This is a genomic window from Ruegeria sp. BG7 (assembly GCF_056535685.1).
Map to the genome: position 1 here is coordinate 2336450 of NZ_JBQFIU010000001.1, position 12726 is coordinate 2349175.

At 58.7% G+C, this 12726-nt stretch carries 12 protein-coding genes; 5 read left to right on the forward strand and 7 right to left on the reverse strand.

The features are described from left to right. Entirely contained in the window at window positions 1-1113 is a 1113-nt protein-coding gene (locus tag ACR3EH_RS11575; RefSeq protein ID WP_170488149.1) for an S-(hydroxymethyl)glutathione dehydrogenase/class III alcohol dehydrogenase, read from the forward strand. A 57-nt stretch (window positions 1114-1170) separates the two neighbouring features. On the opposite strand, the gene ACR3EH_RS11580 is transcribed toward ACR3EH_RS11575, so the two are convergent. From ACR3EH_RS11580 to ACR3EH_RS11595, 4 genes are all read right to left on the reverse strand, one after another. Then, window positions 1171-1518 carry a single stranded DNA-binding domain-containing protein gene (locus ACR3EH_RS11580; RefSeq protein WP_171184466.1) on the reverse strand — a complete coding sequence of 116 codons (348 nt, stop codon included), beginning with the start codon at window positions 1516-1518 and terminating at the stop codon, window positions 1171-1173. Between the two features lie 373 nt (window positions 1519-1891). Further along, on the reverse strand, window positions 1892-2830 hold the full coding sequence (locus tag ACR3EH_RS11585) for a DMT family transporter (protein WP_171184463.1): 939 nt from the start codon (window positions 2828-2830) through the stop codon (window positions 1892-1894). 144 nt (window positions 2831-2974) lie between these two features. Then, window positions 2975-3388, reverse strand: coding sequence for a group III truncated hemoglobin (locus ACR3EH_RS11590; protein WP_171675824.1), 414 nt, complete (start codon window positions 3386-3388; stop codon window positions 2975-2977). Window positions 3389-3436: 48 nt separating this feature from the next. Further along, window positions 3437-6355 carry an error-prone DNA polymerase gene (locus ACR3EH_RS11595; protein ID WP_171184461.1) on the reverse strand — a complete coding sequence of 973 codons (2919 nt, stop codon included), beginning with the start codon at window positions 6353-6355 and terminating at the stop codon, window positions 3437-3439. Between the two features lie 109 nt (window positions 6356-6464). On the opposite strand from ACR3EH_RS11595, the gene ACR3EH_RS11600 reads away from it, so the two are divergent. Then, the gene (locus ACR3EH_RS11600) at window positions 6465-6929 is read left to right on the forward strand and encodes a DUF1203 domain-containing protein (RefSeq protein ID WP_171184459.1); all 465 of its coding nucleotides are present in this window, start codon (window positions 6465-6467) and stop codon (window positions 6927-6929) included. Here ACR3EH_RS11600 and ACR3EH_RS11605 read toward each other — a convergent pair. Next, window positions 6926-7915: an ABC transporter ATP-binding protein gene (locus ACR3EH_RS11605; RefSeq protein ID WP_171184792.1), complete on the reverse strand. Its 990-nt coding sequence runs from the start codon at window positions 7913-7915 to the stop codon at window positions 6926-6928. The genes ACR3EH_RS11600 and ACR3EH_RS11605 overlap by 4 nt on opposite strands. An 87-nt stretch (window positions 7916-8002) precedes the next feature. On the opposite strand from ACR3EH_RS11605, the gene ACR3EH_RS11610 reads away from it, so the two are divergent. The 3 genes from ACR3EH_RS11610 to polA all read left to right on the forward strand — a co-directional run bounded on the left by ACR3EH_RS11610 (window position 8003) and on the right by polA (window position 11601). Continuing rightward, the gene (locus ACR3EH_RS11610) at window positions 8003-8179 is read left to right on the forward strand and encodes a zinc-finger domain-containing protein (RefSeq protein ID WP_170533977.1); all 177 of its coding nucleotides are present in this window, start codon (window positions 8003-8005) and stop codon (window positions 8177-8179) included. Window positions 8180-8261: 82 nt separating this feature from the next. Further along, window positions 8262-8732, forward strand: a complete 471-nt coding sequence (locus tag ACR3EH_RS11615) for a hypothetical protein (RefSeq protein WP_171184457.1) — start codon at window positions 8262-8264, stop codon at window positions 8730-8732. 70 nt (window positions 8733-8802) lie between these two features. After that, a complete protein-coding gene (gene polA, locus ACR3EH_RS11620) occupies window positions 8803-11601 on the forward strand; it encodes a DNA polymerase I (RefSeq protein ID WP_171184455.1) in 2799 nt (932 codons plus the stop codon). Window positions 11602-11643: 42 nt separating this feature from the next. On the opposite strand, the gene ACR3EH_RS11625 is transcribed toward polA, so the two are convergent. Together ACR3EH_RS11625 and ACR3EH_RS11630 are read right to left on the reverse strand one after the other, a co-directional pair. Beyond that, the gene (locus ACR3EH_RS11625; protein WP_171184452.1) at window positions 11644-11874 is read right to left on the reverse strand and encodes a DUF2798 domain-containing protein; all 231 of its coding nucleotides are present in this window, start codon (window positions 11872-11874) and stop codon (window positions 11644-11646) included. A 62-nt stretch (window positions 11875-11936) separates the two neighbouring features. After that, a complete protein-coding gene (locus ACR3EH_RS11630; protein WP_171184451.1) occupies window positions 11937-12692 on the reverse strand; it encodes a hydroxypyruvate isomerase family protein in 756 nt (251 codons plus the stop codon). Window positions 12693-12726 lie beyond the last annotated feature (34 nt).

Consider the following 12726-nt stretch of genomic DNA (forward strand, 5'->3'; position numbering starts at 1 on the left):
ATGCGCACCCGTGCCGCCGTCGCCGTTCAGGCGGGCAAACCTTTGGAAGTGATGGATGTGAACCTCGAAGGTCCCAAGGCGGGCGAGGTTCTGGTGGAGATCAAGGCCACCGGCATCTGCCACACGGATGAATTCACCCTGTCCGGGGCAGACCCCGAAGGTCTGTTCCCAGCCATTTTGGGTCACGAAGGCGCAGGTGTTGTGGTTGAGGTCGGCCCGGGCGTCACCAGCCTGAAGCCGGGCGATCACGTGATCCCTCTTTACACTCCTGAATGTCGCGAGTGTGAATACTGTCTGCATCCCAAAACCAACCTGTGCCAGGCGATCCGGGAAACCCAAGGCAAAGGCTTGATGCCCGACGGGACCTCGCGATTCTCGACTTTGGATGGCGATCCGATCCTGCACTATATGGGCTGCTCGACCTTCTCGAACCATACAGTTCTGCCCGAGATTGCGCTGGCCAAAGTGCGTGAAGACGCGCCCTTCGACAAGATCTGCTATATCGGTTGCGGCGTCACCACTGGCATTGGCGCGGTGATCAACACCGCCAAGGTCGAGATCGGCAGCCGCGCCATCGTGTTTGGTCTGGGTGGCATCGGCCTGAACGTGATTCAGGGGCTGCGTCTGGCCGGGGCAGATCAGATCGTTGGCGTTGACCTGAACCCATCGAAAGTCGAGATGGCCACGAAGTTTGGCATGACCGATTTTGTGAACCCCAAAGAGGTCGAAGGCGACCTGGTTCCCTATCTGGTCAACCTTACCAAGGGCGGCGCGGATTATACCTTTGACGCCACCGGCAATGTCGGCGTGATGCGGGACGCGTTGGAATCGGCGCACAAAGGCTGGGGTGAATCGATCATCATCGGCGTGGCGCCGGCTGGGGCCGAGATCTCGACCCGCCCGTTCCAGCTGGTCACCGGCCGGTCATGGCGCGGCACCGCCTTCGGCGGCGCGCGAGGCCGGACCGATGTGCCCAAGATCGTCGACTGGTATATGGAAGGGAAGATCGAGATCGACCCGATGATCACCCACACCATGGGTCTGGATGACATCAACCACGGCTTTGATCTGATGCATAAGGGTGAGAGCATCCGGTCGGTGGTGGTTTACTGATAGCTGACTTTGGCAGGCCACCATAAGGTGGCCTGTACCTGAATCCTCCTTCTGAATTTACCCGAGAAATTCGCAGTTTTCTTCGATATAGGATCTAATCCTCAGCGCGGTTTCTTCTGTTTTGGCGTATGTGTCCTCGCCATGAAACAGCACCGAAAAATTTGTTAGCGAAATGACCACATGCGTATTGCCACCATTGCGATCGCTCCAGACGGCTTTACCTATTTCAATCTGTTTCTGAGCGGTTTTGCGCTTATGCCAGTATTCTTGTTGGCCGGACCAATCGTCACGCGCTGAGAGTGTGAATGATACGAAAGGATTGTCCCCGTCGCGCCCATCGAAGACCTTGGATTCTGGGATTGGATACCCGTCTGCGGCAAACTGGGCCTTAACTTCCTCACTCAACCCGTCCATCGGATGAAAGAGGTGCGCACCGACAAGGTCAATCTCAGCGAAATGCCAGAGAATACGACCGCCACCCTCTTGTTTTTCCCATTGTTCCTTTGTGAGCGTACATTCCTGGACGGTGAGTTTTGTGAAAAAGCGAGGCTCGTCATGTTCAGCGATAATTCAGGTTGCTGCATCCTCATTAGCCAGTGCCGACATGGTGGAAGTTGCCAAGGCCAAGAGCGTCAAAGCAAGTCTCATGTTGTGTTCTCTAAACTGCAAGGGTCAATCAATGCTCTACTTATGCGCGTAGTGTGCACAACTCACGCTATAGTTTGCGATTTTGGAGATTAGGCTAGTTCTGTTGCATCGGCGCCGGGTTGCTTTTGGATTATTTCCCCGGTCGCGACGCCCCTGTATCTGATCGTGGAGACCGTACCCGCAGAACCGGGGTGTTCACAGACGTGGTGTTAGAGCGACTCTCTCTCCAGACCACAAAGACACCGGACGCAATGATGATACTGGCCCCGACGGCGACCCAGCCGTCCGGGTGTTCCCCAAAGAAGACCATGCCGAAAATCGTGGCCCAGATGATCTGGCTGTATTGGCTGGGCGCGACAACCCCGGCGGGTGCCGCGCGATAGGCGAGGATGATCAGGTGCTGGGCGATAACCGAAAACACGCCGACCAGCGCCATCATGGCCAGATGCAGCAGGGATGGCGGCTGATACACAGCCGGCTGCGCAAGGCTCATGACCAGAATGGCCAGTAGCATAGGATAGAGGATCAGTACGGCGGATCGTTCCTCGTTCCCGATCTTGCGTACAAGAACAGAGCCAAACGCGCTGCAAAATGCGGCTGTCAGGGCGGCGAGGTGGCCGAGGGTGATGTCTGTCGCGCCCGGACGCAGAACTATCAGAACGCCGATCAGGCCAACACCGACTGCAGCCCAGCGTTGGATGCGCACAACTTCTCCCAGAATGGGGATCGACAGGACGGTCACAATCAGCGGGAAGGAAAACAGCAGCGAATAGACCTCGGCCAGTGGTAGCACCGAAAAGGCGTAAAAGGCGCAGACCATAGATGTAACCACAAGGCCCGAGCGCAACAGCACCAGCCAGGGATGATGCGGGCGGAAGTTGCTGGGCGTCCGGTCGGCCAGCATGGATACGGCCATTGGCACAAAGGAAAACAGCGTGGCGAAAAAGATGATCTGCATCACCGAATAAGTCCCGCCCAGCACCTTGATCAGCGCGTCGTGGCTGGCAAAGACCGCAAATCCCGCGAACGCGAAACCAAGTCCCCGGAGGGTGGTGTTTTGAGTGCTCATCGATATGGCCTCAGGTGATGTCGGTGTGGTGGCACTGTGTCGTCGCAGCGCAGAGGGGCTGTCTTGCCCCTGAGTAACCCCATTTTTGCGGTCCGCATAGCCCCTATTTTACCGCTAACATGGCAAAGCCGCCATGCAGAGGGATCAACGCAGGATCGGTGGCGCGTCTTTGGGTTGACGGGCCGATTGCACGCCTGCCTTCATCCCCACGCCGATACGTCGGGCCAGCGCGACCCATGGGATTGCGGTGTCGTGCGGCAGCGTCTGGGTGGCTATTTCTTCGAACAGGTCCAACCAGTGGGCGAACATCTCGGGTTTTACATCAGGCCGTTCGATATGGACCCGCTGTGGATTGCCGTCATAGCTGCGTTCAAACAAGATGGCGTTGCGCCAGAACGCGGCGATCTTTTTCTCATGCGCGGGCCAGTCGGTGACATGGTTGGCAAAGACCGGACCCAGCACAGCGTCTTCACGCACGCGGGCATAGAAGGCGTGGACCTGCGCATTGATCTGATCGGGTGTCGCCGGAAAGCGCGGCGGCAGGATGGGTCTGGTCATGAGGTCACCAAATTCGACTCTGTCCCGGGGAAGTATCCCCTTCAGCCGTCATGCAACAGGCGTGGTTTTGTCGCGCGGCTCGGGCGTCAGGATATGCCGTAGCAAGGCCACCGGATGCGCCCGCAGGCTAAGACGGGTGGCGACATAATCCTCGACCACCTGCTCACCCAATGTCATCTGCGGCAGATAGGCTTCGGGCTCGTCCAGCGCCTCACCTTCCAGATCCTGCGAGAACAGAGGCAAGGGCTTGGCGGTTGCAATCGCTTTGGCCTGCCACAATGCCTCGCGCCGGGTTAGGTCGCAGGCGGCGAAGGCATCGGCCTCGGCCAGCCGTTCGATCACCGACGGCCCCAGCCCCGCGCGACGCCACACATCGTCGACCTGATGGTAGCCGTTGCCGCGCGCGGCGGTCAGCCAGCTGGCGTCTTCTTCGCTGAGTCCCTTGATCTGGCGGAACCCCAGCCGCAGGGCCAGCCCGCCATGGCCGTCGGGCTCCATCACGTTGTCCCAGAAGCTGGCATTGATGCAGACCGGACGCACCTGCACCCCATGTTCCCGCGCATCGCGCACGATCTGGGCAGGGGCATAGAACCCCATCGGCTGTGAATTCAGCAGGGCGCAGGCGAAAATACCGGGATGGTGGCATTTGATCCAGGCGCTGGCATAGACCAGCAGTGCAAAGCTGGCCGCGTGGCTTTCGGGGAAACCGTATGAGCCAAACCCTTCGATCTGTGAAAAACACCGCTCGGCAAAGTCGTCATCATACCCGTTGCGCTTCATTCCGCGCAGGAATAGCGCGCGGAATTCGCTGACATTGCCATGCTTTTTGAAGGTTGCCAGCGACCGTCGCAGCCGATCGGCCTGTTCCGGGGTGAACCCCGCGCCCACAATGGCGATCTGCATCGCCTGTTCCTGAAACAATGGTACGCCCAGCGTTTTACCCAGCACCTCACCCAGTTCGTCCGAGGGGAAGCTGACCTCCTCCTCTCCGTTCCGGCGGCGGATATAGGGGTGAACCATGTCGCCCTGAATGGGGCCGGGGCGGATGATGGCGACCTCGATCACCAGGTCATAGAAATTGCGCGGCCGCATCCGGGGCAGGAAGTTCATTTGAGCACGTGATTCCACCTGAAACACGCCGATGCTGTCGGCTTTGCACAGCATGTCATAGACCACCGGATCCTCAGGCGGCAGGGTTGCTAGTGTATAGCTGGTCTGGTGGTGCTGACCGATCAGATCGAATGCCTTGCGGATGCAGGTGAGCATCCCAAGGCTGAGGACATCGACCTTGAGGATGCCAAGCGAGTCGATGTCGTCCTTGTCCCAGCAGATGACCGTACGGTCCTCCATCGTGGCGTTCTCGATAGGAACAAGTTCGTCCAAACGCCCCTCGGTTATGATAAAGCCGCCGACGTGCTGGGATAGATGACGGGGGAAACCGTCAATCTCATAAACCAGCATTAGAGTCTGTTTCAGGCGGCGGTCCTCGGGATCGAGGCCGATCTCGCGCATCCGGTGCGCCTCAAGCCCGACGGTCGAGAAGAAACCCCAAAGCTGCGAGGACAGCGCCGAGATCGTGTCCTCGGTCAGCCCCATAGCACGGCCGACCTCGCGAATGGCCCGCTTGCCGCGGTAATGCACGACCGTGGCGCAGAGCCCCGCGCGTTCGCGGCCATAGCGGTCATAGATGTGCTGGATCACCTCTTCGCGGCGTTCGTGTTCAAAATCCACGTCAATGTCAGGCGGTTCATCACGCGCCTCAGAGACAAAGCGCTCGAACACCATCGTACCCATCTCGGGGCTGACTTCGGTGATGCCGAGGCAGAAACAGACCACCGAATTGGCTGCCGAACCGCGCCCCTGGCACAGGATGCCCCGAGATCGGGCGAAATGGACGATGTCGCGGACGGTCAGGAAGTAGGGTTCATATTTCAGTTTGCCGATCAGCGTGAGCTCATGGGCCAACATCTTCTGAGCCTTATCCGACGCGCCCGCAGGATAGCGCCATTTCAGCCCCTCATGCGCCAGACGGTGCAGACGTTGGGTCGGAGTTTCCTGTTCGCTGCCTTCGCGGGGATATTCATAGCGCAGCTCGTCGAGCGAGAATGTGAGTTGCGTGCTGAGTTCATGGGCGCGGGCAACAGCGCCCTCGTGACCTTTGAAGATGCGCAACATCTCGGTCTCGGATCGCAGGCGCTGTTCCCCATTGGCAAGCGCTTCGCGGCCCAGATCATCCACCTTACGGCGCAGGCGGATGGCGGTCAGAACGTCGGCCAGCTTACGACGGGCCCCGTGATGCATCATCGGTGTGGCACTGGCGAGTGTGGGGATGCCCAATTGCTTTGATTCAATCTCTAACAAAGAGAAATATGCGCTGTCTGCACCATCGTATCGAGGGTGCATCAACAGGTTTATCCGCCCGGCAAAGCGGCGCGTCAGCTGTTGCGCTTGTGTCCTCCACGCGCTCGCGCCGCCTTGGGATCGGTCCGCCTGTGGCCAGAGCAGCAGGTGTAGACCGTCGGAAAACGCCAAAAGGTCGGACAGGTGCAGGATGCAGTCGCCTTTCTCGGCACGCAGGCGACCAGTGGACAGGATGCGGCATAGGTTGCCCCAGCCCTGCCGGTTCAGCGGCAAGGCGGTGACGGTAGGTGCGTCGGTAAAGATCAGCCGCGCGGCTGGGATCAGGCGCGGCACGGCGTGAATCGGATACGAGGGCGGTTTGGCGATGTGGTCAGGGTAGGGTGGGCCGATGGAGGTGTTCTGCTCTTCCCACTCCAGCCGTTCGCGGACCTTGCGGGCAATCTCGCGCGCCTGGGTGTGGGCGCGGACAATCCCGGCGACCGAGTTGTCATCGGCAATCGCAATGGCGGGCAGGCCCAGGGTGACGGCGCGCTCCATGTATTCCTCGGGGTGCGAGGCCCCGGTGAGGAAGGTGAAATTCGATGTGATCGACAGCTCGGCATACATGGCGAGTCACTATTATATTCACGTTTTGTTCTTTTTCGAGTCCTTTGCGCAGAAAACGGGTCGCTTGAGATCGATCAGATCGGCAGGGTCGGCAAAAAGGAGACCCGATATGTTCAAGATAACCGCACTGCCCACATCCGAAGTTCGCGCCCTTCAAGCTGGAGCGTCGGACGCTTATGGCGCTACGCCCGAGCGCACCGTTTCGACGGGTACAGGCAACCCTTGCCGCCACTGCCTACAGAACATTCCCGAAGGCGAAGAGATGATGATATTGGCCCATCGTCCTTTTTTAGAGACACATCCGTATGCGGAAACCGGCCCGATCTTTCTGTGTGCCGCACCGTGCGAGCGGTATGAGGGGGAAGAGATGCCCGAGATTCTGACCACCTCTCCTGACTACCTGATCAAGGGCTATGGTGCGGATGACAGGATCGTCTATGGCACCGGGGCGATCACGCCCATGGAGCAGATCGGCGCAGCGGTGAAGGGCATCTTTGCTCGACCGGATATCGCTTATATCCATGTCCGCTCGGCCAGAAACAACTGCTATCAGGCGCGGATCGACCGCGCCTAAAGCTTGACCCGGTGCATTCCCCGGCGCGGCTGATCCTGATCGTCTGCAGGTTCCTCGGCGCGCGACGATGTCAGTGCAAGGAACACATCCTCAAGATCGGCTTCCTCGGTACGCACGTCGCGAATGCGGATACCCACGGCACGGACGGCTTCCAGCACCTGCTCGGCGCTGGTTTGATTGCCTTGATATTGCAGCACAAGGCTACCATCGTCGCGCAGTCCGGCTTCGACCCCTTCGGTTACAGGCAGATTCACCACAGGGTTGTCTGGGACGATCACCATCGTCCGGCTGTCCATCCGACCCAGCAGGTTGGCGGTGCTGTCCTGTGCGATCTTTTCGCCATGGTTGATGATGGCGATCTCGTCGCACATCTCTTGCGCTTCTTCCAGATAATGCGTGGTCAGGATGATGGTCATGCCCTGTTCATTCAGTTTGCGCACATTGGTCCAGAGCATCTGACGCAGTTCAATATCCACACCAGCCGTGGGTTCATCCAACACCAGAATCTTCGGGTGATGCACCAGCGCCTTGGCCAGCAAAAGCCGCCGCCGCATCCCGCCCGACAGCGTGCGGGCATACGCCTCGGCCTTGTCGCTGAGACCCACCAGCTCCAGAATCTCATCGCTGCGGCGCTGCGCCTTTGGCACGCCGTACAGACCGGCCTGAACCTCCAACGCGCCACGTGGGGAAAAGAACGGGTCCAGGTTCAGCTCTTGCGGCATCACGCCAATGGCGGCACGCGACTGGCGCGGGTTCTGATCCTGATCGAATCCCCAAATTGATACATGGCCCGAGGATTTCACAACCAGCCCAGCGAGAATGTTGATTAGGGTCGATTTCCCAGCTCCGTTTGGCCCCAACAGCCCAAACACCGACCCGCGCGGAACGGTCAGGTCTATGCCTTTCAGCGCGTGTTTCTCGGGCTGGCCCTTGCCGCCGCGATAGGTTTTGCGCAGCCCTTCGATCCTGATTGCCGCATCGCTCATGTGGCTCTTGCCCCCGGTTTGCTCATCGCTCATAAACGCACCTAGTACATGCCCGCGAGGCCGACAACCGAAGAAGGATCGCCAGCCGTGACCATCGAAGCGCCGGAAACCAAGATCGTCGAAACCACCCGTGTTGCCTGTGATGGCGGTGAAGGTGCGTTGGGGCATCCGCGCGTGTGGCTGCAAATCCCCGAAGATACCGGCTGGGTCGAGTGCCCCTATTGCGACTGCAAATATGTTCTGAAGGGCACAGAACAGGGCTGATTGCCCGCCTAACCGGGTTTCGCCCAAATCTCGCCGCGATTTTCATGGTAGTGCGTTGGTACAACCATCGTAGGTGAGTGTGATGACCGACATGACTGCCACTGACACGGCCAACCCGGTTTTTGGTTGGATCGGGTTTTTCCTTGCTGCATTGGCTTTATTCGCTGCTTTGTTTGTGTTTTGGGCCGGTCCTTTTGCGCCGCAACACTCCGCCGGCGTTTCATTGGGTGAACTGGCGGCTGAGCTTGGCAAATCCACCTTGCGGGCCGCAGCCGGGCTTGAGCAGCCCGCACCCGTGGCCCAAACCCGCGACCTGGACGATTACTTGCAAATTGGTGTGGCGATGCTGGGTGGGCTGGCAATTGTTGTCTCGGTGATTGGCATTCTTCGTCACGAAAAACGACGCCCGGCCATCGCCGGAATGGCCATTGGAACTGGCGCGATCCTGTTCCAGTTCTTCGCCTTCGCTTTCTTCGCTTTCCTCGGCGTTCTGGTGATCATGGCGCTTCTGAACAGTTTCTCGGACGTTTTCGGCGGCCTCTTTGGTGGCTAACACACGTTCCTGACTGGTCACCCGCGTGCCCCTGTGGCAGAACCATCCCTGACCGACAGGGAGAGCGTGCATGAGCAATTTTGGAAAAGGGTGTCACCTGCATCTGATCGACGGATCGGCCTTTATTTTCAGGGCTTATCACGCGCTGCCTCCGCTGACTCGAAAATCCGACGGATTACCGATCGGGGCGGTCTCGGGCTTTTGCAACATGCTGCAGAAATATGTCGAGGGAAACGCCGGACCAGATGCGCCAACCCATGTCGCGGTGATCTTCGACAAGGGTTCGCACACGTTCCGGAACGATCTATACGATCTTTACAAGGCCAACCGCGAGGCGATGCCAGAGGATCTGCGCCCGCAGATGCCTCTAACGCGCGAGGCGACAAAGGCTTTCAACATCGCTTGCAAAGAGCTTGAGGGGTACGAGGCTGACGACATCATCGCCACGTTGGCCGTTCAGGCGCGTGAGGCCGGGGGCCGTGTGACTATCGTAAGTTCCGACAAGGACCTGATGCAGTTGGTCGGCGACGGAGTTGAGATGCTGGATGCGATGAAGAACAAGCGCATCGACCGGGATGGGGTTATCGAGAAATTCGGTGTGGGCCCTGAACGGGTGGTCGATGTGCAGGCTTTGGCCGGGGATTCGGTGGATAATGTGCCGGGTGCCCCTGGGATTGGCGTGAAAACAGCAGCTCTGCTGATCAATGAATATGGCGATCTGGAAACGCTGCTGGATCGCGCGGAAGAGATCAAACAGCCAAAGCGCCGTCAGACGCTGATGGAAAAACGAGACCAGATCGAGCTGTCCAAGAAGCTGGTGCAATTGGACGAAAACACACCGCTGGATTTCACTCTGGACGATCTTGAGGTCAAAGACCCGGATGCCGAAACCCTTCTAGGGTTCCTGGCCGAGATGGAGTTTCGCACTCTCACCAAGCGCATCGCAGATAAACTGGGGGCCGAAGCTCCGGTGATTGCTGACGCGCCTGCGCCTGCGGCTGAAGAACCGGAGGCAACGCTTATTCCGTTTGATGCGTCGAAATACGAGTGTGTGCGCGACGCCGAGGCCCTGCAAAAGTGGATCGATAAGTCCTATGAGCGCGGTTGGGTCGCTGTCGATACCGAAACCACCGGACTGAATGAGATGATCGCCGATCTGGTCGGCGTCTCGCTGTGTGTTGAAGCTGGTGAGGCTTGCTATATCCCGCTGACCCACCGCGATGGGACTGCCGATGATCTGTTCGGCTCGGATGCATTGGCTGAGGGTCAGATGCCGTTGGACGAGGCTCTAACCTTGCTGAAACCGATGCTCGAGGATCCGTCGATACTCAAGATCGGGCAGAACATGAAATACGATGCCAAGATTTTTGCGCGCCATGGCATCAACGTTGCCCCAATCGACGATACGATGTTGATGTCTTATGCGATGCATGGCGGCGAGCATGGGCATGGGATGGACACATTGTCCGAGCGCTATCTGAGCCATACGCCAATCCCGATCAAGCCGCTGCTGGGATCGGGCAAATCCGCAATCACATTCGACAAGGTTCCAATTGATGAGGCCACGGCCTACGCCGCTGAGGATGCGGATATCACCTTGCGTCTTTGGCAACTGTTCAAGCCTCAACTGCATCAGGTCCAAGTGACGACGGTGTACGAGACGTTGGAACGCCCCTTGGTGCCCGTCTTGGCCGAGATGGAGATGCATGGCATCAAGGTGGACCGCGATGTGCTGAGCCGTATGTCTAACGCATTCGCGCAGAAAATGGCCGGATTAGAGGCCGAAATTCACGAGCTGGCCGGTGAGACTTTCAATGTTGGATCGCCTGCGCAGTTGGGTGAGATTCTGTTCGACAAGATGGGTCTTGAGGGTGGCAAGAAGGGGAAGACCGGGAAATATTCGACCGGGGCGGACATTCTGGAAGATCTTGCGACCGAACACGAACTACCGCGCCGGGTGCTGGATTGGCGGCAGCTGTCCAAGCTGAAATCGACCTACACAGATGCGCTGCAGACCCATATCAACCCTGATACGGGGCGTGTGCACACGTCTTATTCCATCACCGGGGCGAATACGGGACGTTTGGCCTCGACCGATCCGAACCTTCAGAACATCCCCGTGCGCACCGAGGAAGGGCGACGCATTCGTGAGGCGTTTATCGCCGAGCCGGGCAATGTGCTGGTGAGCCTCGACTACAGTCAGATCGAACTTCGGATTCTGGCGCATATTGCGGATATTCCGACTTTGAAACAGGCATTCTCGGACGGGTTGGACATTCACGCCATGACGGCATCCGAGATGTTCGACGTGCCGCTGGATGAGATGACGCCCGACATTCGCCGTCAGGCCAAGGCGATCAACTTTGGTGTGATATACGGCATCTCGGGTTTTGGTCTGGCGCGGAACCTACGCATTCCGCGGGCCGAAGCCCAGGGCTTCATCGACCGCTATTTCGAACGTTTCCCGGGCATTAGAGCCTATATGGACGACACCGTCGCCTTTGCCAAAGAACACGGCTATGTCCAGACCTTGTTCGGGCGCAAGATTCATACGCCCGAGATCAACGCCAAGGGACCTCACGCCGGGTTCTCAAAACGAGCAGCAATCAACGCGCCCATTCAGGGCACTGCAGCGGATGTGATCCGACGGGCCATGGTGCGGATGCCTGGGGCGATCAATGGGCTACCGGCTAAGATGCTGCTGCAGGTGCATGACGAATTGCTGTTCGAAGTGGCCGAGGATTCCGTGGATCAGGTGATCGGCGTGGCGCGCGACGTGATGGAGGGTGCCTCGGACCCGGCGGTTAAGCTGGACGTCAAGCTAAGTGTGGATGCCGGGCAAGGCGCGAATTGGGCCGAGGCGCACTAGCGACGCGCCTCATCCGGCCCGGCGGGCCCTCTTCGTCGCGGGTCAGTCCTGCGGCCCGACCATGCGGTTCACCATACGTTGCACGGAAGGGCCAAACAGCAGAATGACGGTGAAGGCGATGGGCCAGCAGAAGGCCCAGGATGCCATCCAATCTCCGAAAGTGCTGGGGCCGAACCCGATGGCTTTCACTGTTGCGATCCCCGTCACGATAAAGGACATGAGGCCGGACATGATCAGGCTGAATACGGCGCGGGCGTAGCGGGCTGGTATCATGGCGGGTATCCTGAAGGTCGTATTGCCTTTGATCTGCAACATTTGCCTGTAAAATACCAGTGCTAGGGCTGCATCCAATCAAGGCTGTCGGATGTTTGCGATGTCGAAGGTGTGTATTCGGCACTAACCCAACCGGTGTAACCGGACGCGTCCATGGTCGAGAACAAGTTCTGGAAATCGGTTAGTCCGCGCCCCGGTTCCGATCGGTCCGGGGCGGCGCCGATCTGCGCGTGGATGACCCTCGGGTGAAATTGTTCCCAAACGGCCTGCGCATCACCGTGGATCATGTGGGCGTGAAAGCTGTCATATTGCAGGCCGACATTCGGGCGGTTAACACGATCCAGCACCTCGGATGCAAGATCGAAATTGTTCAGGAAGTAGTCAGGCTGCGACACCGGATTGAGTGGTTCAATCGTAAATTTCTGCAGCGGGGCGCTATCGGCGGCCCATTGCAGGTTCTGGACAAAGCTATTCAGCGCATCCGACCCCGAGGCATATCCTGACATAATGTGGATGAGTCCCGGGCGCAGAACATCAGCATAGCGCAGGACACGGCGGATATCCGACTGAAACCGGGCCTCGCCGCCAGGAACCGCTGCGTATCCGGGTTGGCCGCCCGTATAATTGGGCGGTGGGGCGTTGATCAGTACCAGCTCTAACCCGTTGGCCAATAGGGCACGGCGGGTTTCTTTTGCGGCCATGTCATAGGGGAACAGGATCTCAACGGCAGTGAAACCAGCATCTGCGGCGGCTTGAAACCGGTCGAGATAGGGCAATTCAGTAAAGAGCAGGGACAGGTTGGCAGCAAATCTGGGCATGTGCGGTCTTTGGTTGTGGCAGTCCGACCCTAAC